Source organism: Hydrogenophaga sp. SL48 (assembly GCF_021729865.1).
Classification (GTDB): domain Bacteria; phylum Pseudomonadota; class Gammaproteobacteria; order Burkholderiales; family Burkholderiaceae_C; genus Hydrogenophaga.
Map to the genome: position 1 here is coordinate 1,539,574 of NZ_CP063400.1, position 21,393 is coordinate 1,560,966.

At 66.3% G+C, this 21,393-nt stretch carries 25 protein-coding genes and 1 pseudogene; 1 reads left to right on the forward strand and 25 read right to left on the reverse strand.

All coding sequences use genetic code 11. The features are described 5' to 3' along the window. Window positions 1-19: 19 nt before the first annotated feature. Both IM738_RS07340 and IM738_RS07345 read right to left on the reverse strand, forming a co-directional pair. A complete protein-coding gene (locus IM738_RS07340; protein WP_236965220.1) occupies window positions 20-256 on the reverse strand; it encodes a thioredoxin family protein in 237 nt (78 codons plus the stop codon). A 30-nt stretch (window positions 257-286) separates the two neighbouring features. Further along, window positions 287-880: a permease gene (locus IM738_RS07345; protein WP_236965221.1), complete on the reverse strand. Its 594-nt coding sequence runs from the start codon at window positions 878-880 to the stop codon at window positions 287-289. A 128-nt stretch (window positions 881-1,008) separates the two neighbouring features. Here IM738_RS07345 and IM738_RS07350 point away from each other — a divergent pair, with 128 nt between their 5' ends. After that, window positions 1,009-1,404 (forward strand): hypothetical protein, encoded by a 396-nt coding sequence (locus IM738_RS07350; RefSeq protein WP_236965222.1) that lies wholly within the window; start codon window positions 1,009-1,011, stop codon window positions 1,402-1,404. Here IM738_RS07350 and IM738_RS07355 read toward each other — a convergent pair. From IM738_RS07355 to IM738_RS07465, 23 genes and pseudogenes are all read right to left on the reverse strand, one after another. Beyond that, a pseudogene (locus IM738_RS07355) lies at window positions 1,332-1,733 on the reverse strand (permease); the annotation flags it as partial. The gene IM738_RS07350 and the pseudogene IM738_RS07355 overlap by 73 nt on opposite strands. 112 nt (window positions 1,734-1,845) lie before the next feature. After that, window positions 1,846-3,222 (reverse strand): SLC13 family permease, encoded by a 1,377-nt coding sequence (locus IM738_RS07360; protein ID WP_236965223.1) that lies wholly within the window; start codon window positions 3,220-3,222, stop codon window positions 1,846-1,848. 48 nt (window positions 3,223-3,270) lie between these two features. Beyond that, window positions 3,271-3,960: an arsenical resistance protein ArsH gene (gene arsH / locus IM738_RS07365; protein ID WP_236966267.1), complete on the reverse strand. Its 690-nt coding sequence runs from the start codon at window positions 3,958-3,960 to the stop codon at window positions 3,271-3,273. 37 nt (window positions 3,961-3,997) lie between these two features. Next, window positions 3,998-4,420, reverse strand: coding sequence for an arsenate reductase (glutaredoxin) (gene arsC, locus IM738_RS07370; protein ID WP_236965224.1), 423 nt, complete (start codon window positions 4,418-4,420; stop codon window positions 3,998-4,000). 23 nt (window positions 4,421-4,443) lie between these two features. Then, window positions 4,444-5,457: an ACR3 family arsenite efflux transporter gene (arsB, locus tag IM738_RS07375; RefSeq protein WP_236965225.1), complete on the reverse strand. Its 1,014-nt coding sequence runs from the start codon at window positions 5,455-5,457 to the stop codon at window positions 4,444-4,446. Window positions 5,458-5,523: 66 nt separating this feature from the next. Beyond that, window positions 5,524-6,018 carry an arsenate reductase ArsC gene (locus tag IM738_RS07380; RefSeq protein ID WP_236965226.1) on the reverse strand — a complete coding sequence of 165 codons (495 nt, stop codon included), beginning with the start codon at window positions 6,016-6,018 and terminating at the stop codon, window positions 5,524-5,526. Between the two features lie 76 nt (window positions 6,019-6,094). Further along, window positions 6,095-6,424 (reverse strand): ArsR/SmtB family transcription factor, encoded by a 330-nt coding sequence (locus tag IM738_RS07385; RefSeq protein ID WP_236965227.1) that lies wholly within the window; start codon window positions 6,422-6,424, stop codon window positions 6,095-6,097. 9 nt (window positions 6,425-6,433) lie between these two features. Further along, complete coding sequence (arsJ, locus tag IM738_RS07390; protein WP_236965228.1) at window positions 6,434-7,699, reverse strand: organoarsenical effux MFS transporter ArsJ; 1,266 nt, start codon at window positions 7,697-7,699, stop codon at window positions 6,434-6,436. Between the two features lie 57 nt (window positions 7,700-7,756). Next, the gene (locus IM738_RS07395; RefSeq protein ID WP_236965229.1) at window positions 7,757-8,800 is read right to left on the reverse strand and encodes an ArsJ-associated glyceraldehyde-3-phosphate dehydrogenase; all 1,044 of its coding nucleotides are present in this window, start codon (window positions 8,798-8,800) and stop codon (window positions 7,757-7,759) included. A 122-nt stretch (window positions 8,801-8,922) separates the two neighbouring features. After that, window positions 8,923-9,246 (reverse strand): (2Fe-2S) ferredoxin domain-containing protein, encoded by a 324-nt coding sequence (locus IM738_RS07400; protein WP_236965230.1) that lies wholly within the window; start codon window positions 9,244-9,246, stop codon window positions 8,923-8,925. Between the two features lie 145 nt (window positions 9,247-9,391). Further along, a complete protein-coding gene (locus tag IM738_RS07405) occupies window positions 9,392-9,691 on the reverse strand; it encodes a ferredoxin family protein (protein ID WP_236965231.1) in 300 nt (99 codons plus the stop codon). After that, complete coding sequence (locus IM738_RS07410; protein WP_236965232.1) at window positions 9,688-10,998, reverse strand: FAD-dependent monooxygenase; 1,311 nt, start codon at window positions 10,996-10,998, stop codon at window positions 9,688-9,690. The genes IM738_RS07405 and IM738_RS07410 overlap by 4 nt, the downstream gene beginning before the upstream one ends. A 27-nt stretch (window positions 10,999-11,025) precedes the next feature. Then, window positions 11,026-12,135 carry an electron transfer flavoprotein subunit alpha/FixB family protein gene (locus IM738_RS07415; protein WP_236965233.1) on the reverse strand — a complete coding sequence of 370 codons (1,110 nt, stop codon included), beginning with the start codon at window positions 12,133-12,135 and terminating at the stop codon, window positions 11,026-11,028. Further along, window positions 12,132-12,980, reverse strand: a complete 849-nt coding sequence (locus tag IM738_RS07420; protein WP_236965234.1) for an electron transfer flavoprotein subunit beta/FixA family protein — start codon at window positions 12,978-12,980, stop codon at window positions 12,132-12,134. Before IM738_RS07420 ends, IM738_RS07415 begins: the two co-directional genes overlap by 4 nt. A 20-nt stretch (window positions 12,981-13,000) precedes the next feature. Then, window positions 13,001-13,339, reverse strand: coding sequence for a nitrogenase stabilizing/protective protein NifW (gene nifW / locus IM738_RS07425; protein ID WP_177138567.1), 339 nt, complete (start codon window positions 13,337-13,339; stop codon window positions 13,001-13,003). 6 nt (window positions 13,340-13,345) lie between these two features. Beyond that, entirely contained in the window at window positions 13,346-14,146 is an 801-nt protein-coding gene (gene cysE / locus IM738_RS07430; RefSeq protein WP_236965236.1) for a serine O-acetyltransferase, read from the reverse strand. A 61-nt stretch (window positions 14,147-14,207) separates the two neighbouring features. Then, the gene (nifV, locus tag IM738_RS07435; RefSeq protein WP_236965238.1) at window positions 14,208-15,365 is read right to left on the reverse strand and encodes a homocitrate synthase; all 1,158 of its coding nucleotides are present in this window, start codon (window positions 15,363-15,365) and stop codon (window positions 14,208-14,210) included. 756 nt (window positions 15,366-16,121) lie between these two features. Beyond that, window positions 16,122-16,457 (reverse strand): ISC system 2Fe-2S type ferredoxin, encoded by a 336-nt coding sequence (fdx, locus tag IM738_RS07440; RefSeq protein WP_236965240.1) that lies wholly within the window; start codon window positions 16,455-16,457, stop codon window positions 16,122-16,124. 7 nt (window positions 16,458-16,464) lie between these two features. Further along, window positions 16,465-18,342 carry a Fe-S protein assembly chaperone HscA gene (gene hscA / locus IM738_RS07445; protein ID WP_236965241.1) on the reverse strand — a complete coding sequence of 626 codons (1,878 nt, stop codon included), beginning with the start codon at window positions 18,340-18,342 and terminating at the stop codon, window positions 16,465-16,467. A gap of 141 nt (window positions 18,343-18,483) precedes the next feature. Beyond that, complete coding sequence (gene iscA / locus IM738_RS07450) at window positions 18,484-18,807, reverse strand: iron-sulfur cluster assembly protein IscA (RefSeq protein WP_077334091.1); 324 nt, start codon at window positions 18,805-18,807, stop codon at window positions 18,484-18,486. Window positions 18,808-18,898: 91 nt separating this feature from the next. Beyond that, complete coding sequence (gene erpA, locus IM738_RS07455) at window positions 18,899-19,276, reverse strand: iron-sulfur cluster insertion protein ErpA (RefSeq protein WP_177138558.1); 378 nt, start codon at window positions 19,274-19,276, stop codon at window positions 18,899-18,901. A gap of 37 nt (window positions 19,277-19,313) precedes the next feature. Continuing rightward, window positions 19,314-19,751 (reverse strand): Fe-S cluster assembly scaffold IscU, encoded by a 438-nt coding sequence (gene iscU / locus IM738_RS07460; RefSeq protein WP_177138556.1) that lies wholly within the window; start codon window positions 19,749-19,751, stop codon window positions 19,314-19,316. Window positions 19,752-19,931: 180 nt separating this feature from the next. Continuing rightward, complete coding sequence (locus IM738_RS07465) at window positions 19,932-21,176, reverse strand: IscS subfamily cysteine desulfurase (protein ID WP_236965243.1); 1,245 nt, start codon at window positions 21,174-21,176, stop codon at window positions 19,932-19,934. Window positions 21,177-21,393 lie beyond the last annotated feature (217 nt).

Consider the following 21,393-nt stretch of genomic DNA (forward strand, 5'->3'; position numbering starts at 1 on the left):
GGCGGGCTTCACGGCACAGTCAGGCGGACAGCCACTTCTGGACTTCCGCCACCGTGGGAATGCGTCCGCTGCTGACCAGTTTGTCATTGACCACCAGGCCCGGCGTGGAGAGCAGGTCGTAGGCCATGATCTGCTGCATGTCGGTGACCTTGAGGAACTCGGCCTCGATGTGGCTGGCGGTGGCGGCTTCGCGGGCCACGGCTTCGAGCTTCTTGCAGTTGGCACAGCCGGAACCCAGGATCTTGACGGTCAACATGGTGTATCTCCTTTGAAAACGTGAATCGGATCAGGCCGCGACAACCATGCGCCGCCGCCGGCGCAACCAGCCCAGTGCCACGGCCAGGCCGGCCAGACACGCGCCCATCACCGCAGCCAGCGACGTCCAGGCCGCACCGTCGACCCAGGCGCCAAAGATCAGGCCCGCGGAAACACTGAACAAGGCCACCCAGCCCACGTAGGCCGCGGTCTTGGTGCGCCCGATCACCGCGGCCACCATCAGCATGCTCTGCAGGCTGAGTTCCGGGTCGGCCATGAGGTAAGCGAGCAGTGGGCCGGGGTGCATGCCCAGGTCCAGGAACATGCGGGCCACCGGCACCTCGACCAGCGTGGGGAAGTACATGAAGACGCCGAAACCCACCGCCACCACGTTGGCCATCAGGGTGTTGCTGCCAGCCAGCGATTCGATCCACTCGGGGCGAATGAGCTGCCGCACCATGCCGACCACGAACACGCCAATCACCAGCACCAGGAAGATCTGCTTCACGAAGCGCCACGCTTCCCACAACCAGCTGCGCCAGTCGTCGGCGGGCAACTGCCGTGCGTAGAACCACACCGCCCACAGCGACAGCGCGACCCCCAGTGCACGCCCCGTGAGGGCCATTTCCAGACCTTCTGGCGTGGGCCGTCAGGCGAAGCGCCGCCACCAGCAGGGTGGTGGCCGCCAGGCCCAGCGCGACCCAGGTCCAGCGGTTGGCGCCTTCGATGATGTTTTCCATGCCCTTCCAGGCGGTGGCCGAAATCAGCAGCAGCAAGCCGATCAGCACCGAGCCCTGGAAGCTCACGCCTTCTTCGCCTTTGGCGGCGTCAAACGGCACCCAGCCGAACAGGGTTTCCTGCCATGGGAGGGCCCAGGGCAGGGGCAAGGTGAAGGTGCCCAAGGTGGTGGTCAATGGCCACAGCTTCAGCGTGCCAGCAATCAGCAAGGCCACCAGCGACAGCAGGACGCCCAGGGCCGCCGGGTTGATGCTGGCCTGCGCCGCAAAGAGCGTGTCGGTCTGTGCGTCGTGGCTCGCATCGTCGCGCCAGAACACCAGCGCCATCAGGATGCCGATACCGATGCCGAACATCAGGCAGAACACCACGCGCGCCACCGCGAACTCGGGGCCGAGGATGCTGCCGGTGTAGGCCAGCGCCATGATGTTGCCGGCCGGCGCAAAGAAGAGAAAGGTCATCGCCGGGCCGATGCCGGCGCCCTTGCGGTAGATCCCGGCGAACAGCGGCACGATGGTGCAGGAACACACCGCCAGCAGCGACCCGGCCGCCGCGGCGGCCGGGTAAGACACATAGGCGGGTGTGCTGCGTCCGAGCCAGCGCGTGATGCTGGCCTTGGGGATCAGGGCAGCCATGGCGCCTGCGATGAAAAACGCCGGCAGCAGGCAGAGCAGCACGTGGGCCGCGAGGTAGGCCGCCAGGCTGCCCGCGCCACCCGTCAGAAGTTTCAGCATCAGTTCCATCGGGTTCCTTTCGCGGTGGCTTCCGGTTGATTGTCAACCTCTGCCGTCGAATGGCAATCGGTCATTGAGGACGGCTTGAGGCGGATCAACGGAGCAGGTCGGGTCGCGCCGGTCACAACAGCGTCACCACGCCCCAAACGGTCAGCACCCCGATGCACACCAGGTCCAGCCACAGGCCGGCCCTCAGCATGTCGCGCTGGCGCACCCGGCCCGAACCGAACACCAGGGCATTGGGCGGCGTGGCCACGGGCAGGGCAAAGCCACAGGAGGCCGCCAGCGCCACCACCACGACCAGCGTGCCGGCGGGCAGCCCCAGCTGTGGGGCGACCGCGGCAAACACCGGGACGAGCAGCGCGGCCGCGGCGGTGTTGCTGGCAAATTCGGTGAGCAGCACCATGAAGGCGGCGACCGCCAGCAGCATGGTCCAGTGCGGCGCACCCTGCAGCAGGCCGGCCAGCTGCTGGCCCAGCACCACCGAGGCGCCCGAGGTGGCCAGCACCTCACCGAGCGCCAGGCCACCGCCGAACAGGATCAGCACCCCCCAGTCGGTGTGCGCCGAGACGGCTCGCCAGCTCGCCAGTCGCAGTGCCACCACGGCGATGGCGGCGGCCAGCGCGAACACCGTGTCGGGGCTCTGGATGCCCAGGTGTTTCAGGGGCTCGGCCCCGAAGGTCCAGCCCAGCGCGGTCAAGAAAAACACACCCAGCGTCAGACCCCGTTGCCAGGTCCATGGCACATCGGTCGCGGTAATCTTGATGTGCTGGTTGAGCCGGGGGCGCAGCACCATCCACAGGGTGAACACCATCAACGGCATGAGGAGCAGCACCATCGGCAGACCGATCCAGAGCCATTGGGCAAAGCCGATGCCGGCCGCGCGGGCGGCAATCGCGTTCGGCGGCGAGCCGACCAGGGTGCCGATGCCCCCGATGCTGGCGGAATAGGCCACACCGAGCAGCACGAAGGCAAAGGTCCGTCGCTCGCGCTGTGGGTCCAGCGGTCCCAGAATGCCCAGGGTCAGTGGCAGGGCCATGGCCGCGGTGGCCGTGTTGCTGATGCCCATGGACAGCAGCGCCGTGACGGCAAACAGCAGCAGCACGGCCCGGCCCAGATGACCACCCGAGAGCGTCAGCAGGAAGCCGGCCATCTTGCGATCCAGTTGCTGGGCACGCAAGGCACTGGCCAGGGCGAAGCCACCGAGAAACAGGAACACGATGGGGTCGGCAAACGGTGCCAGGGCCTGGACCGTGGTCAGCCCGGGGAACCCCAGCGCCAGTGCACCGACGGGCACCAGCAAGGCCGTCACCGGCAGCGGGATCGCCTCCGTGAGCCAGAGCAGGCCGATGAAGACCAGCAGGCAAAGGCCCTTGCTGACCGGGGCGTCGTAGGGCAGCCAGGCGTACAGCGCCAGCGACAGCCCCAGCGCGAAGAGGAAACAGAGGCCTGCCCGGCGGGCCGACACCGCACCACCTCCGTCAGAAGCTGCGTCCATGCTCATGCGTGTCTCTGCGTTGTGCTGTGCCGCCCACGGGGCCGGAGATCACACCGCCTGGGGCAGGTTCACCCGCCGCATGAGTTCTTCGGCGCTCTCTTTGCGCTCGCTGTAGCGGTCCACCAGGTAGGGTGAGACATCGCGGGTCAGCCAGGTGAACTTGACCAGTTCCTCCATCACATCGACCACCCGGTCGTGGTAGCTCGACGGTTTCATGCGGTCGCTGTCGTCAAACTCCTGGAAGGCCTTCGCCACGGACGACTGGTTCGGGATGGTGATCATGCGCATCCAGCGGCCCAGCACGCGCATCTGGTTGACTGCGTTGAAGGACTGCGAGCCGCCGCACACCTGCATCACCGCCAGCGTCTTGCCCTGGGTGGGCCGCACGGCCCCGGCCGCCAGGGGAATCCAGTCGATCTGGGCCTTCATGATGCCGGTCATGGCACCGTGGCGTTCGGGTGAACACCAGACCATGCCTTCGGACCACAGCGCCAGTTCACGCAGTTCCTGCACCTTGGGATGGGTGTCGGGCGCATCGTCGGGCAAGGGCAGCCCGCTGGGGTTGAAGATGCGGGTCTCCGCACCCAGGGCCTCCAGCAGCCGGGCTGCCTCTTCCACCAGCAGACGGCTGAAGGAACGCGGGCGCAGGGAGCCGTACAACAGCAGGATGCGGGGCGGGTGGGCCGAGTGCGGGCGCAGGAGGCGCGACGGATCGGGCACGCGGAAATGTTCGGGCATCACCTGCGGCAGATCGTTCAGGGGTTTGGAGACGCTCTTAGACACGGTGCCCCCCGGCATCGACCACCACTTCACCGTCTTCCTTGATGAACGGGCCTTGCTGGGGGTTGGGCAGGATGTCGAGCACGACCTCGGAGGGGCGGCACAGCCGCACGCCCAGCGGGGTGATGACGAACGGCCGGTTGAGCAGGATCGGGTGTTGCTGGATGAAGTCCAGCAGCTGTTCATCGGTCCATTTCGGATGGGCGAGGTCCAGCTCGGCGTAGGGCGTGCCTTTTTCCCGGAGGACCTGGCGCACCGTGGCGCCCATGGCGCTCAGCCAGGCCTTGATCTGCTCGGTGCTGGGCGGGTTCTTGAGGTACTCGATGACGGTGGGTTCCACGCCGCTGTTGCGGATCATGGCCAGCACGTTGCGCGAGGTGCCGCAAGCGGGGTTGTGATAGATCGAGATGTCGGTCATGTGCGAAGTGGCGTGCAAAAGTTTCAGACGGTTTGGGGCTTCCAGGCGTTGACGATGGCCACCAGGGACAGCATCACGGGCACCTCGACCAGCACGCCGACCACCGTGGCCAGCGCCGCGCCCGAGTTCAGCCCGAACAGCGAGATCGCCACCGCCACGGCCAGCTCGAAGAAATTGGAGGTGCCGATCAGGCAGGCCGGGCCGGCGATGTTGTGTGGCAGCTTCAGCAGCTTGGCGCCCCACCAGGCGATGAAGAAGATGCCGTAGGACTGAAGGATCAGCGGGACCGCGATCAGCGCGATCACCAGGGGTTTGTCCACGATGGTGCCAGCCTGAAAGCCAAACAGCAGCACCACGGTGGCGATCAGGCCCACCACCGACCAGGGCTTGAGGCGCGCCACAAACTGGCCCAGTGCGGTGGGCGACTGTTTCACCAGCACCTGACGCGTGGCCATGCCCGCCAGCAGCGGCAACACCACGTACAGCACGGTGGAGAGCAGCAGCGTTTCCCAGGGCACGGTCACGTTGGTCACGCCCAGCAGGAAAGCGGCAATCGGTGCAAACGCCACCACCATGATGAGGTCGTTCACCGAGACCTGCACCAGGGTGTAGTTGGCATCGCCTTTGACCAGTTGGCTCCACACAAACACCATGGCCGTGCAGGGCGCCACGCCCAGCAGGATCATGCCGGCGATGTACTCGCTGGCCGACTGCGGATCGACCCAGCCCGCGAACACGTACTGGAAGAACAGCACGCCCAGCGCCGCCATGGTGAAGGGCTTGATCAGCCAGTTCACCACCAGCGTGAGCAACAGGCCCTGGGGGCGCTTGCCCACGTCCTTCACCGCATGCCAGTCGATCTGGATCATCATCGGATAGATCATCACCCAGATGAACACCGCGACCACCAGATTGACCTGCGCGATCTCCATCGCGGCCACGGCCTGGAAGACGCCGGGGATGGCCAACCCCAGTCCCACACCGGCCAGAATGCCCAGACCGACCCACACGGTCAGGTAACGCTCAAACACACCCATCGCTCACCTCACAAAAGAAAAACGCCCGATCGCTTCGGCGACCGGGCTGTACGCCGGATTGTCCGCTCAGGCCTTTTGCCGGCCAATGTCCACCAGCTCCTTCTGCAGGGCCAGCCGGTCGAGCTTGTCGAACGGCAGGTTCACCATCAGGGCAATGCGGCGACTGAGGATCACGAAGGTTTCCGTGAAGGCCTTTTTCACGGCCTCTTCGTCGCCCTTGACCTCGGCGGGATCGGGCACCCCCCAGTGGGCCGACATCGGCTGACCGGGCCAGACCGGGCAGACCTCACCCGCGGCCTTGTCGCAGACGGTGAGCACGAAGTTCATGTGCGGCGCATCGGCTTGCGCAAACTCGCTCCAGTTCTTGCTGCGCAGGCTGTCCGTCTTGTAGTGGTTGCGCTGCAGCAGCTCGATGGCGTGCGGGTTCACCTGGCCGGCGGGGTGGCTGCCCGCGCTGTGGGCCCGAAAGCGGCCACCGCCCAGGTGGTTCAGGATGGCTTCGGCCATGATGCTCCGGGCCGAATTGCCGGTGCACAGGAAGAGCACGTTGTAGACAGACATGGGGGAGGTCCTTTCAGCCGACGGCTGGTGGTGGTTGGGGAAGCGGAGGTGACGTGAGGGCGAGGCCCCGGGCTTTTCAGCAGTGGCTGCAATCGAGCTTGGCGGGTGATTCCAGGCAGGGCTGGCCCTGGCAGCAGTGCGCCGTCAGGAAGCCCAGCAGGTTGTTCATCAGCGGAATCGAGGCGCGGTAGATCAGGTGGCGGCCGTCGCGCTCGGCGGCGATCAGGCCCGCGTGGCTCAGCTCCTTCAGATGGAACGACAGGGCGGTGGGGGCGGCACCCAGTTCGTCCGACATGTGGCCCGGGGTCAGTCCGTCGGGCCCCGCGACCACCAGCAGGCGGAAGATCCGCAAGCGGGTTTCCTGGGCCAGTGCGGCCAGTGCCTTGACGACGTCTGCTTCTTCCATGGGGTGTCCTCAGGTGGTCGGGGGGCTGGGCAAGGCGGTTCTGGTGGGCAACCCCAGCGTCAGCAGCCAGCACACCAGCAGCATCAGCGCCGAGCCCACCAGCGCGTAGAGCAGGCCGCCCCACTGGTACAGCAGGCCCGACATCAGCGTGCCGAAGAAGCGGCCGAGCGCGTTGGCGGCGTAATAGAAGCCCACGTCCTCCGCCGCCTTTTCGGAGCCGGCGTAGGCCAGGATCAGGTAGGAATGCACCGATGAGTTGACGGCGAAGGCGAAGCCGAACAGGCCCAGGCCGCCGACCACCCACCACTGCAGGTCCGGCGCTTCCAGCAGCACGGCGGTGGCGATGCCCACCGGGATCAGCGCCAGCGCCAGCGACCACCAGCGCGCCGCCGGCACTTCGCTGGTCAGCCCGTCGGCGCTGCGCTTGACGATGTTGGGCGCGAGCGCCTGCACCAGGCCGTAGCCGATGGTCCAGAGCGCGAGGAAGCCGCCGACCATGGTGAAGGTCCAGCCCTGCGAATACAGGAACACTGGCACACCGACCACGAACCACACGTCGCGCGCACCGAACAGCGCCACGCGCGCGGCGGCCAGCGCGTTGATGCCGGCATTTTTCGCAAACAGTTCCTTGGCCGATTTGGATGCCTTGCTCTTGCCCATGAGCGGCGGCACGAAGCCCACCACGCCGGCCAGCACCAGCACCAGCAAGCCGGCCATGGCCCAGAGCGCGTGCTGGAAGCCCAGCGCATCGAGCAGCAGGCCGCCGAGGAAAAAGCCGAAGCCCTTCATGGCGTTCTTGCTGCCGGTGAACCACGCCACCCACTTGAACAGCTGGCCCGAGCCCTGGTTCTTCGCCTGGTCGGCGGTGATCTTGATGGCCGACTTACTGGCGGTCTTGGTCAGGTCCTTGGCCACGCCGCAGATGCCTTGCGCCACCACCACCCAGGCCACCGACATGACCGCCGTCCAGGCCGGGTTGAGCAGCGAGAGCAGGGTGAAGCCGGTGATCTGCGTGACCAGGCCCACGGTCAGCATGCGCTGGATGCCGTAGCGCGTGGCCAGCCAGCCGCCGATCAGGTTGGCCAGCACGCCCGCCGCTTCGTACAGCAGGAACAGGAAGGCCAGCGTGAACGGCGAATAGCCCAGGCGGTAGAAGTGCAGCAGCACCAGCATGCGCAGCGCGCCGTCGGTGAGTGTGAAACCCCAGTAGGCGGCGGTGACGATGGCGTAGTTGCGGGTGGCGCTGCTGGCGCCCGACGAGACGGTGGTGCTCATGGAACGGGCTTCGACAGGCTCAGCCCGAACGGCGTTGTGGGTTGGACCGGCATGGCTTCAGAGACCCTGCGCTTCAAGATGACAAGCCAGGTCCACCATGCGCGTGGCGTAGCCCATCTCGTTGTCGTACCAGGCGTAGACCTTGAGCAGCGTGCCGTCGGTCACCATGGTCGAGAGGCCGTCCACGATGGCGCTGCGCGTGTCGCGCGCGTAATCGGCGCTCACCAGCGGGCGGTTCTCAAAGCCCAGGATGCCGGCCAGCGGGCCGTTGGCGGCGGCTTCGAACAGGGCGTTGACCTCTTCGGCCGTGGTGGCGCGGTTGAGCTCGAACACGCAGTCGGTCAACGAGGCGTTGAGCGCCGGCACGCGCACCGCGTGGCCGTTGAGCTTGCCCTTGAGTTCGGGGTAGATCAGCGCGATGGCGGTGGCGCTGCCGGTCGTCGTGGGCGCCAGGTTGACCATGGCGCTGCGGGCGCGGCGCAGGTCCTTGTGCGGCGCGTCCACCACCAGGTTGGTGTTGGTGGGGTTGTGCAGCGTGGTGATCTGGCCGTGCTTGATGCCGATGGCTTCGTGCACCACCTTCACGACCGGTGCCAGGCAGTTGGTGGTGCAGCTCGCGGCGGTCACGATGCGGTCGCGCGCCGGGTTGTACAGGTGTTCGTTGACACCCACCACGATGTTCAGCACATCACCCACCTTCACCGGCGCCGCCACGATCACGCGCTGGGCACCCCGGTCCAGGTGGCCTTGCAGGGTCTCGGGCGTGAGGAACTTGCCGGTGCATTCCAGCACCAGGTCCACGCCCAGGTCGCCCCAGGGGATCTGGGCGGCGGTGGCGTGGCTGCTGAAGGAGAGCGTGCGTTCGTTGATGCGGATGGCGTCCTCGCCCTCGGCCGCGATGTCGGCGCGCCATTTGCCTTGCACCGTGTCAAAGGCCAGCAGGTGGGCGGTGGCGGCGGCACCACCCTTGATTTCGTTCAGGTGAACGACCTCCAGGCGGTTGCCGCTGCGCGGGTCGATGGCTTCGCGCTCGATGGCGCCGAAGGCCGCGCGCAGGGCCAGGCGGCCCATGCGGCCCATGCCGTTGATACCGACTTTCATGCGGGAGACTCCTCAGATCAATAATTCAGTGAATGTTGAATTATTGACCGAACAAGATGACGTCGCTGTGACAGCCCGGGCCTGGACGGCATGCGGCCCCCGTCTTGGCGCGGGCTGCAGCGTCACCACACCGTCGCAGGCGCGAGCAGCCGCTTGACGGGCTGGCCGCCCACGATGTGCGTGTCGAAGATCTCCCCCACATCCTCGGGTGCGACGTTGCGGTACATCACCGCTTCGGGGTAGACCAGCACGTTGGCGCCCTGGTCGCAGGGGCCGAGGCAACCCGAGTAAGTGATCGAGAGCTGGTCGTAGGCCTGCCGCTTCTGCTGCTCGGCCCAGAAAGCCTGCAGCACGGCGGTGCCGCCCTTGCTGGCGCACGAGCCGCGCGGGTGCTGCGGCGGGCGGTTCTGGGTGCAGACGAAAACATGGCGTTGAGGACGGGGCATGAGAACTCCAGGAAGTGCGTAAGTAGCAGGCCTGCCACGCGTGAAGAAGCGCCAACCAAGAATGCCGCGGAACCGGCTTTGCCGGGCCGCAGGCATTGCCCCTTGAGGGGGATGCGGCTACACGAAGTGAGCAAGCAACGGGGTGCTATCCAAATTTGAAGAGGATGCCGTGCCCGCCGCGCGGGTACTCCCAGTTCACGTTGCTGAACTCCGAGCAGATGATCCGGCAGCTGCCGCACTCCAGGCAGCCGTCGGTGATCAGGGTCACGCTGCCGTTGCCCTCGGCTTTGTAGCAGGAGGCCGGGCACACGTAGGTGCAGGACTTCTGGGTGCAGTCGTTGGCGCAGATCTCGGGGTCCTTGATCTGGATGTGGGGCCGGCCCGCGTCCACGCGGTAGCGGTTCTGAAACAGTTTCTCTTCGACATTCACGGCAACGGCGTTCATCGGAAAGCCCTCCAGAGTTTGACGGCGTCACCCACCAGGCCGGTGAGCGAACGCGAGGTGCGGAAGCTGGAAAAAATCTCGCGTTCCTTGGTCTTCTTGTCCACGCCATCGACCGTGAACATCTTGTGCGCGGCCTTGGACACCAGTTCGGGGTAGGTGGTGAAGAACTGGTTGTTCTTGTGGAAAACCTCGGGCATGTCGCGGTACTTGTGCAGGTCTTTCATGACGAAGCTCTTGTCGAGTTCGGTCTTGTAGGTCTTGAGCACCGCTTCGCTCATGGGTTTGCCGGCGGCCTTGGCGGCGATCACGGTCTCGGCCGCGAGGCGCCCGGTGGTCATGGCCAGGTTGGAGCCTTCGCGGTGCACCGCGTTGACGAAGCCGCCCGAGTCGCCCACGATCATCCAGCCGTTGCCGTAGACCTTGGGGATGGCGTAGAAGCCGCCCTCGGGGATCAGGTGGGCCGCGTACTCCTTCATCTCGCCGCCCTGGATCAGCGGGGCAATCGAAGGATGCCGCTTGAGCTTTTCCAGCAGGGTGTAAGGGCTGGTCTTGTTCACGCTGCCCTTGAAATCGCCCAGCATGCAGCCGATGCCGATGGTGAGTGATTCCTTGTTGGTGTAGAGGAAGCCCGTGCCCATCATGCCGTCGGTGATCTTGCCGACCATCTCGATCACCACGCCTTCTTCTTCACCGATGTTGAAGCGCTGGCGGATGATGTCTTCGGGCATGAAGAGGATCTCTTTCACCGCGAGTGCGACGTTGCTGTCCTTGATCTCGCCATGGAAACCGGCCTTGCGTGCCAGCGTGCTGTTCACGCCGTCGGCCAGGATCACCACGTCGGCGTACACGTCGCCGGCTTCGCGGTCGCACTGCACGCCCACCACCTGCTCGCCGTCCATGATCAGGTGGTTGACCGTGGTCTCGCAGATCAGCAGCGCACCGGCCTCGCGCACCTTGGAACTGAACCACTTGTCGAACTGCGCCCGGATGATGGTGTAGCGGTTGTAAGGCGGCTTGTTGTAGTCGTCGCTGCGGTAGTGCGTGCCGACGAAGCTGTTGTCGTCGAGCACCCAGACGCGCTGTTCGATGATGTGGCGCTCCAGCGGCGCGTCGTCGCGGAAGTCGGGAATGATCTTCTCCAGCGCGTCGCTGTAGAGGATGGCGCCCTGCACGTTTTTCGAACCCGGGTATTCGCCGCGTTCGATCTGCAGAACCTTGAGGCCGGCCTTGGCCAGGGTGTAGGCGCAGGCGTTGCCCGAGGGCCCCGCGCCCACCACGATGGCGTCGAATTGAGAGGGTTTTTTCATGGCGTTCCCCAGAGGTGGTGGACGGGATCAAGCAACCAGCGCGCTGCGCTTGGACAGGTGTTCGGCGAACGCCTTGGTCAGCGCGGGCAGCACCAGCATCGCGTTGCCGACGATGCCGTAGTGCGCGAATTCGAAGATGGGCGCATTCGGGTCGGTGTTGATGGCCACGATCACGTCCGCGCCCTCCATGCCCACGCGGTGCTGCACCGCGCCGCTGATGCCGGCGGCGATGTAGAGCTTGGGCCGCACGGTCTTGCCGGTCTGGCCCACCTGGCGATCCGCCTCGACCCAGCCGGCCTGCACGCAGGGGCGGGTGGAACCCACCTCGCCGCCGAGCACACGCGCCAGTTCGAACACCAGCTTGAAGTTGTCGGGGTTCTTCAGGCCCTTGCCGCCGCTCACGATCACGTCCGCGTAGGGCAGGTTGATCTTGTTGCTGTTCGCATCCGCGATGAAGTCCAGCAGCTTGGTGACGATCTGCGTCTCGACCATGCCGAGCGTGTCATGGATCAGGTTGCCGGTGCGGCTGCTGTCGGCCTTGGGCATCAGCATCACGCGCGGGCGCACCGTGGCCATCTGTGGCCGGTAGGCCAGGGTCATGATGGTGCAGTAGAGCGAGCCGCCGAAGGTCGGGCGGGTGGCGGCCAGGGCCTTGGAGACCGGGTCGATGTTGAGCTCGGTGCAGTCGGCGGTCAGGCCGGTGAGCAGGGTGGTGGCCACCGAGCCCGCGAGGTCGCGACCTTGTGAGGTGGCACCCAGCAGCAGGATCTCGGGCTTGTACTTGTTCACCAGATCGGTCAGGCCCTTGGTGAAGGGCTCGTTGCGGTAGCCCTTGAGCACCGGGTCGGTCACGATGTACACGGTGTCGGCGCCGAAGCTGATGGCCTCGGCCGCGAACTTGTCCAGGTGCTCGTCGGCGCCGCCCAGCAGCACCGCACCCACCTGGCTGCCCAAGGTGTCTGCCAGCTTGCGCGCTTCGCCCAGCAGCTCCCATGACACGCTGTGCACATGGCCGCGGTCGTGTTCGACGAACACCCAGACGCCTTTGTAGGCCTTGAGTTCGTCCGACAGTTCGAGGTTGCGGCCGCGACCGGCAGGGCGCTTGGCGGGTGCAGCAGGTGTGGTGGGGGCGTTCATGCTTCTTCCTTCATCAAGAGATCGGCTTCGAGCGTGGGGTGGCGCGTGAAAACCTTCTGCAGCAGGTTCAACGAGATGTCGCGCAGGTTGGAGGTTTCCAGGTCCAGCATCTCCACCTTCTCGGTGCGTGGCGAAGGGCCGAAGACCTTGCTCACCACGGTGGGCGAACCCTTCAGACCGATCTTGTCGAGGTCTTCAATGGCCGCCTGCTCCTTGCTCCATTTGCGCACCGGATACGCGGCGGCGTGGATCATGGCGGGCAGGTTGGCGAAGCGCATCTCGTTGGTGTTCTCCAGCATCGTGATCAGGCAGGGCAGGGCCGTCTTCAGCACCTGCACACCACCTTCGGCGCGGCGCTCGACCGTGATCGTGCGGCCGTCCAGATCGGTCTCGACGATGCGTGACACATAGGTCAGCAGCTGCAGGCCCATGCGCTTGGCGATGCCCGGGCCGACCTGGGCGGTGTCGCCGTCGATGGTCTGCTTGCCGGTGAAGACGATGTCCACCGCCTGCTCCTTGGCGATCTGGCGGATGCCCGCGGCCAGCGCGTACGAAGTGGCGAGCGTGTCGGCGCCGGCGAAGGCGCGGTCGGTCACGAGCACGGCGTCGTCGGCACCGAAGCTGATGCACTTGCGCAGCGCCTCTTCGGCCTGCGGCGGCCCCATGCACAACACGGTCACCTTGCCGCCGAACTTGTCCTTGAGGCGCAGCGCCTCTTCGAGCGAGAACAGGTCGTAGGGGTTGACGATGGCCGGCACGCCCTGGCGCATGATGGTGTTGGTGACCGGGTGGACGCGGATCTGTGCCGAGTCCGGAACCTGCTTGATGCAGACGACGATGTGCATGGTTTTCTCCGTTGCGGGGTTCAGGCGACAGCGCGTTGCGGCAGCGATGTTTTCAGGCTGTCCAGCGTCACGTGCTGTTTGCCGCCGACGTCCTGGAATACTTTGAACACCTTTTCCTGCGCGGGCGTGGACTTCACGAAGTCGGCGTAGGCCTTGACCAGCTGTTCGCGGTAGACGGTGTAGAGCGCGAGCTCGTCGTCGGCCGAAGGCAGGGTCTGCTGGCGGATGTACTGGAAGAAGCGCTTGAGGATGTGCAGGCGGCTCACGTTGACCACCGACTGCTCGAACGGCACGCCGAAGTACTGCAGGAAGTCCTCGGCCGAGGACAGGGCCTTGAGCTGTTGAACGAAGTTTTCCATTGGGAGTTACTCCACGGTGGCGGGTTGTAGATGGGGTTTCGCGGTCGCGAACCCCGGTTCGGCACATTGATCGTCACAAAGGCCGCAGGCGTTGTCGGCACCGGCCAGGCCTTTCAAGCCTTCCAGGCCCTGGCTGTGGGCCAGGCATCGCTCCAACTGGGCCACGCGGTCGAGCAGGCAGGCAATCGCCTTGCCCACGGGGTCGGGAATGAGGTGGTGTTCGAGGTCGAAGCCGTGCGTGGTGCGGCGCGCGGGAGCGACCACGCGGCCCGGGATGCCGACCACGGTGGCGCCGGCCGGCACGGCCTCGATCACCACCGAATTGGCCGCCACGCGGGCGCCATCGCCGACCTTGATCGGGCCAAGGATCTTTGCGCCGGCGCCCACCACCACCTGGTGGCCCAGGGTGGGGTGGCGCTTGCCGGCGTGCCAGCTCGTGCCGCCCAGCGTGACACCGTGGTAGACCGTGACGTCGTCACCGACCTCGGCCGTTTCGCCGATCACGACACCGGTGCCGTGGTCGATGAAGAAGCGCGCGCCGATGCGCGCGCCGGGATGGATGTCGATCTGCGTCAGCGCACGCGACACGAACGACAGCCAGCGCGGCAGGTAGCGCCAGCCGCGGCTCCACAGCGCGTGAGCCAGGCGGTGCATGGCAATCGCCTGCAGGCCGGGGTAGATGGTCCAGACCTCGATCAGGCTGCGTGCGGCCGGATCGCGGGTGAGCACACAGCGCGCGTCTTCACGCAGCAGGCTGAACCAGCTGGAGGGCGCAGTGGAGGCAGCGGCCGTGGCGTCGGCGTTCATTGGAGTGCCTCCGCGCTGCACGCTGCGGCACGAGCACCCTTCGGAGCGGCCGTGCGGGTGCTCATGCCCGTCCCCAGGCCGGCGCCACGTGGGCCATGTTGTGCGCGTCCATCAAAAAGCCGCGCAGCTCTTCGGGTGTGGCTTCTTGCTTCACGCGCATGGCGTGTTCGCGGATGCGGGCCAGCACGCGTTCGGTCAGCGCATCGTCTTCAATCGCCAGACCCATGGCACCAAAGGCCAGGCGCACGGCCTGCGAACCCGAGTGTTTGCCGAGCACGGTGCGGCGCTCGCGACCGAGTTCACCCGGGTCGAAGCCTTCGTAGGTCGAGGGGTGCTTCTGCAGGCCGTCGATGTGGATGCCCGACTCGTGCGTGAACACGGCCTCGCCGACGATGCTTTTGTTGAAGGCCACCGAGCGTCCGGAAGCGCGTGCCACGAGTTGCGAAATGCCGAGCAGGGCGTGGGTGTCGACGCCGGTGTCGGTCTGTTGCAGATGACGCGCGGCCATCACCACCTCTTCCAGCGCGGCGTTGCCGGCGCGTTCGCCCAGGCCATTGACGGTGGTGTTGGCGTGGGTCGCGCCGGCGCGCGCGGCGGCCAGGGTGTTGGCGGTGGCGAGGCCCAGGTCGTCGTGGGCGTGCATCTCGATGTCGATGTCCACCGCGTCGCGCAGGCGGGCGATGGCGTCGAAGGTGGCAAATGGGTCGAGCACACCCAGGGTGTCGGCGAAGCGGATGCGGCTGGCGCCTGCGGCCTTGGCGCGTTTGGCCACTTCGATCAGGAAAACGATGTCGGCACGCGATGCGTCTTCGGCACCGAAAGAAATCTGGCGCCCGCTCTGCGCGGCCTGGCTGATCAGGCGCGTGACCTGCTCCAGCACCCACTCGCGCGACTGGCGCAGCTTGTATTGCAGGTGGATGTCGGAGACCGGGATCGAGAGGTGCACGATCTGCGCGTTGCAGCGCAGCGCGCTGGCGAGGTCGGTCTCGGTCAGGCGGCCCCAGACCATCAGCCAGGCTGGCAGCTTCAACGCAGCGATGGCGTTGATGCAGGCGATCTCTTCGTCGCCCATGGCCGGGATGCCGATTTCCATCTCGGCCACACCCGCGGCCGAGAGGGCCGAGGCGATGGCGCATTTCTCGGACACCGTGAACGCCACCCCGGCGGTCTGTTCGCCGTCGCGCAGCGTGGTGTCGTTGATGATGAGATTGCGTGGCATGTGAGCGGCATCCTTTGGTGGGCTTGATCGCAAGCACCGTGCCACCTGTTTGGACGCTTCAAAACCCGCTTTCTCTCGGCATGTGGGGTTGGTTTGTCGGGTCTGGTCTGCTGGGCGCGTTCTGCCCTTGCTTTGCCTCTGTCGGAAATGTGTTGTTTCGGACAGGGGTGCGGGTTCTCTCGGGTTGCACCTCGCGGCCAATGCGTGTGCGGGCAGGCCGCAGCGCTTCGGTGAGGCGGTCGGCGCTGCGCACCGACTTCCCTGTGATGCTCGCGACCGTGGCCCGTCGCCAAACTCGCTGCGTTCGCTGGCGCTCTCTCCGCTCAAACAATGGCGACGAGTCAGTCAACGAAGCGCGCTGCGCGCGCGGCCACGGTCACTGCGCTTCTCGGCGCCTCACAGGCGCGCTACGGCCTACCCGCACACGCCTTGGCAAACAGCAGTGTTGGCGCGCCACTGGTGGAGAGCAAACCTCCCTTCTTGCTGCGGCAGGCGCTGTCCGGTGGGGGCGATTTCTGGGGCGGCTGTGACCGCCAGCCTGGGGCCGGGCGCGCAAGTGCGCGCTTCGTTTCTGACTCGCGGCCACTGTCTGAGCGGAGAGAGCGCAGCGAACGCAGCGAGTTTGGCCGCGCCGGCTCCAGGCTGGTGGGCGCAGCGGAGTCGGCGCAAAGCGCCGACCGTCCCAGCATGAGCCCCCGCCGGGCAGCGCCTGCCGCAGCCGCGAGGTGCTGCGAACGAAACCAATGAAAAACTCTGTCAGTGCTCCCGCGCATGGTTGCGCGTGTGGCGCGGAAACTCGATCACCAGATCGGCCTCACGCAGCTTCACGCAACAGGCCAGGCGCGACTGCGCGTCCAATCCCCAGGCGTGGTCGAGCTGGTCTTCTTCGTCGTCCTTCGGCTTGGACAACGAAGCGCCACCTTCCCGCACGTAGACATGGCATGTCGCGCAGGCTGCCACCATCTCGCAGGCGTGTTCGATGGCGATCCCGTGCGCCAGCATGCCCTCACACAGGGACTCACCCTTTTGCAGTTCGATCTCACGCCCCTCGGGGCAGAGGTCTGGGTGGGGCAACAGACGGACTTTGGGCATGGGGTTCCTAGGGAATCAAACTGTCCATGGCACGGCCTGCCAATGCTTTCTGGATCGACGCGTTCATGCGCCGTGCCGCGAAGGCATCGGTGGCGGCAGAAAGCGCATTGGTGCTTTGGCGCAGCTCCTCTACCGGGGCTTCAGTTTCCAGCCGGTCGGCCACCGCGTACAGGGCCTTGTGAATGGCGTCGATTTCGACAGGGTTGAGCAGGCCGCCGTCTTCCGCGAGCGCGCTTTCGGTCGCGTCGAGCAGTCGCCGCGCGTCGATCTGGGCCTCGCGCAGCGCGCGCAGCCGCATGTCGGATTGCGAGGCCGCGATCGCGTCCTGCAGCATGCTGGCGATCTGTTCGTCGCCCAGCCCGTAGCTCGGTTTCACCTCGATATGGGCCTCGATGCCGCTGCTCTGTTCGCGTGCGCTGACCGAGAGCAGACCGTCGGCGTCGATCTGGAAGCTCACGCGGATGTGCAAGGCACCGGCCACGGCCGGTGGCAGGCCGCGCAGCTCGAAGCGCGCCAGTGAGCGGCAGTCGGCGACCGATTCGCGTTCGCCCTGCACCACGTGCAGCGACATCGCGGTCTGGCCGTCCTTGAAGGTGGTGAAATCCTGCGCGCGCACGGTGGGCAGCGTGGAATTGCGCGGAATCACCTTTTCCACCAGGCCGCCCATGGTCTCGATGCCGAGCGAGAGCGGGCAGACGTCGAGCAGCAGCCACTGGTCGCCGCTGCCGTTGCCGGCGAGCACGTTGGCCTGCAGGGCCGCGCCGATGGCGACCACCTGGTCGGGGTCGAGATCGGCCAGCGGTTCGAGGCCGAAGTAGTCGCGCACCGCGTCGCGGGCGATGGGCATGCGGGTCGATCCGCCCACCAGCACCACGCCGGTGATCAGGGCGGTGTTGAGCTGGGCGTCGCGCAGCGCGCGCTTGGTGGCGCTGAGGGTGCGCGCGATCAGCGGCGCACCGAGCGTGGCGAACTGGGTGCGCGAAAGGATGGCCGCCAGCGACTGTCCATCGGCCAGCGTGAGACAGAGTTCGGCGCTGTCGTGGCTGGAGAGCTTTTCCTTCGCCGCGCGCGCGGCCGTGAGCAGAGCGCGCTGTTGCGAAGGCGGCAACGCGGCCACACCGTTCAAACCGTGTTCGGCGCAGAACCAGGCCGCGATGGCGCTGTCGAAATCGTCACCGCCCAGGGCCGAATCGCCGCCGGTGGACAGCACCTCGAACACGCCTTGGGTGAGCTTGAGGATGGAAATGTCGAAGGTGCCGCCGCCGAGGTCGTAGACCGCGAACGTGCCTTCGGCCTGCTGGTCCAGGCCGTAGGCAATCGCCGCGGCCGTGGGCTCGTTGAGCAGGCGCAGCACGTTCAGGCCGGCGATGCGCGCGGCGTCCTTGGTGGCCTGGCGTTGCGCGTCGTCGAAGTAGGCCGGCACGGTGATCACGACACCCGAGAGCGGGCCGCCCAGCGAGGCTTCGGCTCGCACACGCAGCGTGTTCAGGATCTCGGCCGACACCTGCACCGGCGAACGCTCGCCCGCCACGGTCTGCAGGCCCACCATGCCCGGCCCGTCCTTGAACTGGTAGGGCAGGGCGGCCGCGTCTTTCAGGTCGGCCAGCGAGCGGCCCATGAAGCGTTTGACGGAAACGATGGTGTTGTGCGGGTCGATGGCTTGCTGCTCCTGAGCGGCGCGCCCGACCACGGTGGCACCGTCATCCAGGTAGCGCACCACCGACGGCAGCAGCATGGCACCGTGTTCGTCGGGCAGACACGCGGCCACCGCGCTCTTCACGCTGGCAATCAGGGAGTTGGTCGTGCCCAGGTCGATGCCCGCTGCCAGCCGGTGCTGGTGCGGCGCAGCGCTTTGTCCAGGTTCAGCGATTTGCAAGAGGGCCATGTCAACGTACCCCCCGTTTCTTGCTCACTGCGTGTAGCCGAATCCCCCCCAGGGGGCGCACCCAGCGGCCCGGCAAAGCCGGTTCCGCGGGTGCCCTGGAACGTGCTTCGCTGCGCTCGCAGAGGGATGCGGAGAGGTGTTTCATACGGCGAAGCTCTCGCCACATCCGCAGCTGTTTTTCGCGTTCGGGTTGTTGAACTTGAAGCCTTCGTTCAGGCCTTCGCGCACAAAGTCGAGCTCTGTTCCGTCCAGCATGGCCAGGCTCTTGGCGTCGACGATGAGCTTGGTTCCCTGGGTCTCGAAGCACTGGTCGTCGGCGTTCAGGGTGTCGACGAATTCCAGTGCGTAGGCGAAGCCCGAGCAGCCGCTGGTCTTGACCGCGAGGCGCAGACCAATGCCGCTGCCGCGCTTGGCCAGGGATTTTTCAACGTGCCGCGCGGCGGCGGGGGTCAGTGAAACTTGCATGGGGTTTCCTTTCTTCTTTGGCTGGCTGGCCCCTCACCCCAGCCCTCTCCCCAGAGGGGCGAGGGAGCAAGGCGGAAGCGGGGATGCCATCTCAAACTGAAAAAGAGCTGCCGCAACCGCAGGTCGTGGCGGCGTTCGGGTTGTGGATCACGAAACGCGAGCCTTCCAGGCCGTCCTCGAAATCGACCCGTGCACCCAGCACGTACTGCTGGCTCATGGCGTCCACGACCAGGGCCACGCCGGCGGTCACGGTCAGGGTGTCGTCTTCGTTGACCTGGTCGTCGAAAGCGAAGCCGTACGAGAAACCCGAGCAACCGCCGCCGGTCACGTACAGGCGCAGCTTGAGGTTGGGGTTGCCCTCTTCGACGATCAGTTCGGCCACCTTGGCCGCGGCCGCTGGCGTGAACTCCAGCATGGGCGGCATGGCGATGGGGTCGGCGGGGGTTGAGGCAGCGGCAGCGACTTGCATGGTGGTGACTCCGGTGGTGGTGTGGGGCGATGAGGTTTCAGCGCGTGCTGGAGGCGCAGGCGGGCTGCTCCGAGACCAGGGTGGCGGCTTCGCCGGTGGCCTGGCGCGAGCGGAAGTCGGCCACGGCCGCCTTGATCGCGTCTTCGGCCAGGATGGAGCAGTGGATCTTCACGGGCGGCAGGGCCAGCTCTTCGGCGATCTGCGAGTTCTTGATCGCGAGCGCTTCGTCCAGCGTGCGCCCGCGCACCCACTCGGTCACCAGCGAGCTCGACGCGATGGCCGAGCCGCAGCCGTAGGTCTTGAACTTGGCGTCTTCGATCACGCCCTGCGCGTTGACGCGGATCTGCAGGCGCATCACGTCGCCGCAGGCCGGCGCGCCGACCATGCCGGTGCCGACGCTGGCGTCGTTGGCGTCGAAGGCGCCCACGTTGCGCGGGTTTTCATAGTGATCGACGACTTGTTCGCTGTAGGCCATGGTGTTACTCCAGAAGGGGGTGAGTGGGTTACAGGGCGCTGATGCAGAGACCGGCATCAAGCGAGGTGTCTCAAGCCGGGAATGCCGCAGAACCGGCTTTGCCGGGCTGCTGGCATTGCCCCTTGAGGGGCGGAGCGGCGACGCGCAGCGCGCAAGCGACGGGGGTGGGCATGTTGGTCATCAATGCTCCGACCACTGGATCGTGCTGAGGTCGATGCCGGCCTGCACCATGTCCCACAGCGGGCTCATGGCGCGCAGGCGGTTCACGACCTCGGTGACCTGGGCAATCGTGAAATCGATCTCTTCAACCGTGGTGAAGCGGCCGATGGAAAAACGCACCGAACTGTGCGCGAGCTCGTCGCTGCGGCCCATGGCGCGCAACACGTAGCTCGGCTCCAGGCTGGCCGAGGTGCAGGCCGAGCCCGACGACACGGCCACGCCCTTGATGCCCATCAGCAGCGACTCGCCTTCGACGTAGTTGAAGCTGCAGTTGAGGTACTGCACGGCGCGCTGGCTCTCGTCGCCGTTGAGCACCACGCAGTCCATCTTCTGGAAGCCGGCCCAGAGGCGGTCGCGCAGGGTCTTGATGCGCGCGTTGTCGGCGGCCATGTTGTCGCGCGCCAGCCAGAAGGCCTCGCCCATGCCCACGATCTGGTGCGTGGCCAGCGTGCCCGAGCGCATGCCACGTTCGTGGCCACCGCCGTGCATCTGCGCGTCGATGCGCACGCGCGGCTTGCGCCGCACGTACAGGGCGCCGATGCCCTTGGGGCCGTAGATCTTGTGCGCCGAGAGCGAGAGCAGATCCACCGGCAGCACGTCCAGATCGATCACCACCTTGCCGGCGGCCTGGGCCGCGTCCACGTGGAAGACCACGCCCTGGGCGCGGCAGATGGCGCCCAGCGCAGCGATGTCCTGGATCACGCCGGTCTCGTTGTTGACCATCATCACCGAGGCCAGCACCGTGTCGGGTCGCAACGCGGCTTCGAACACCGCGATGTCGAGCAGGCCGCTGGGCAGCACCGGCAGCACCGTGACCTCATAGCCTTCGCGCTCCAGCTCGCGCATGCTGTCGAGCACCGCCTTGTGTTCGGTCGCGACCGTGATCAGGTGCTTGCCCTTGGCGCGGTTGAAATGCGCGGCGCCCTTGATCGCGAGGTTGTTCGATTCGGTGGCGCCGGAGGTCCAGACGATCTCGCGCGGGTCGGCGTTGATCAGCGAGCAGACCTGTTCGCGCGCCAGCTCCACCGCCTCGTCGGCGGCCCAGCCAAACGCATGCGAGCGACTCGCCGGATTGCCATACAACTCCGTCAGATAGGGAATCATCTTGTTCGCCACGCGGCGGTCCACGGGAGTGGTGGCGGCGTAGTCGAGGTAGACGCTGGCGGCGGCACGGGCGGGGGCGGGATCTCGGCTGCTGAGCGACATGGAAGACTCCAGACAAATGGGGTGGGCCGCAGCACTTTCCGCAATTTCGGTGCCATGCCATTTGTTGCCTGTTCGCGACGTTTTTCGGCCTGTTTTGTGGGTTTTGTTCGCGCCATCCGCCGTGTCATCGAACAGCCCTGTCCGGTTTGTCGGAAAGCCGGGTGGCATGCGACCGGCGGCAGCCAACAAGAGGTCGTTGGTGCATTTCTTGCGTGAT

Coding starts and splice junctions, on each gene's coding strand:
- arsB (WP_236965225.1), bottom strand. CDS start 5,457: ATGGGTGTGTTTGAGCGTTACCTGACCGTGTGGGTCGGTCTGGGCATT.
- IM738_RS07340 (WP_236965220.1), bottom strand. CDS start 256: ATGTTGACCGTCAAGATCCTGGGTTCCGGCTGTGCCAACTGCAAGAAG.
- IM738_RS07400 (WP_236965230.1), bottom strand. CDS start 9,246: ATGCCCCGTCCTCAACGCCATGTTTTCGTCTGCACCCAGAACCGCCCG.
- IM738_RS07345 (WP_236965221.1), bottom strand. CDS start 880: ATGGCCCTCACGGGGCGTGCACTGGGGGTCGCGCTGTCGCTGTGGGCG.
- arsH (WP_236966267.1), bottom strand. CDS start 3,960: ATGCCCGAACATTTCCGCGTGCCCGATCCGTCGCGCCTCCTGCGCCCG.
- iscU (WP_177138556.1), bottom strand. CDS start 19,751: ATGGCCTACAGCGAACAAGTCGTCGATCACTATGAAAACCCGCGCAAC.
- IM738_RS07380 (WP_236965226.1), bottom strand. CDS start 6,018: ATGTCTGTCTACAACGTGCTCTTCCTGTGCACCGGCAATTCGGCCCGG.
- iscA (WP_077334091.1), bottom strand. CDS start 18,807: ATGCAAGTTTCACTGACCCCCGCCGCCGCGCGGCACGTTGAAAAATCC.
- IM738_RS07395 (WP_236965229.1), bottom strand. CDS start 8,800: ATGAAAGTCGGTATCAACGGCATGGGCCGCATGGGCCGCCTGGCCCTG.
- nifV (WP_236965238.1), bottom strand. CDS start 15,365: ATGCCACGCAATCTCATCATCAACGACACCACGCTGCGCGACGGCGAA.
- cysE (WP_236965236.1), bottom strand. CDS start 14,146: ATGAACGCCGACGCCACGGCCGCTGCCTCCACTGCGCCCTCCAGCTGG.
- erpA (WP_177138558.1), bottom strand. CDS start 19,276: ATGCAAGTCGCTGCCGCTGCCTCAACCCCCGCCGACCCCATCGCCATG.
- arsJ (WP_236965228.1), bottom strand. CDS start 7,699: ATGAGCACCACCGTCTCGTCGGGCGCCAGCAGCGCCACCCGCAACTAC.
- IM738_RS07465 (WP_236965243.1), bottom strand. CDS start 21,176: ATGTCGCTCAGCAGCCGAGATCCCGCCCCCGCCCGTGCCGCCGCCAGC.
- arsC (WP_236965224.1), bottom strand. CDS start 4,420: ATGACCGACATCTCGATCTATCACAACCCCGCTTGCGGCACCTCGCGC.
- IM738_RS07405 (WP_236965231.1), bottom strand. CDS start 9,691: ATGAACGCCGTTGCCGTGAATGTCGAAGAGAAACTGTTTCAGAACCGC.
- fdx (WP_236965240.1), bottom strand. CDS start 16,457: ATGCCCAAAGTCCGTCTGTTGCCCCACCCAGACCTCTGCCCCGAGGGG.
- IM738_RS07420 (WP_236965234.1), bottom strand. CDS start 12,980: ATGCACATCGTCGTCTGCATCAAGCAGGTTCCGGACTCGGCACAGATC.
- IM738_RS07385 (WP_236965227.1), bottom strand. CDS start 6,424: ATGGAAGAAGCAGACGTCGTCAAGGCACTGGCCGCACTGGCCCAGGAA.
- IM738_RS07410 (WP_236965232.1), bottom strand. CDS start 10,998: ATGAAAAAACCCTCTCAATTCGACGCCATCGTGGTGGGCGCGGGGCCC.
- nifW (WP_177138567.1), bottom strand. CDS start 13,339: ATGGAAAACTTCGTTCAACAGCTCAAGGCCCTGTCCTCGGCCGAGGAC.
- hscA (WP_236965241.1), bottom strand. CDS start 18,342: ATGGCCCTCTTGCAAATCGCTGAACCTGGACAAAGCGCTGCGCCGCAC.
- IM738_RS07415 (WP_236965233.1), bottom strand. CDS start 12,135: ATGAACGCCCCCACCACACCTGCTGCACCCGCCAAGCGCCCTGCCGGT.
- IM738_RS07360 (WP_236965223.1), bottom strand. CDS start 3,222: ATGGACGCAGCTTCTGACGGAGGTGGTGCGGTGTCGGCCCGCCGGGCA.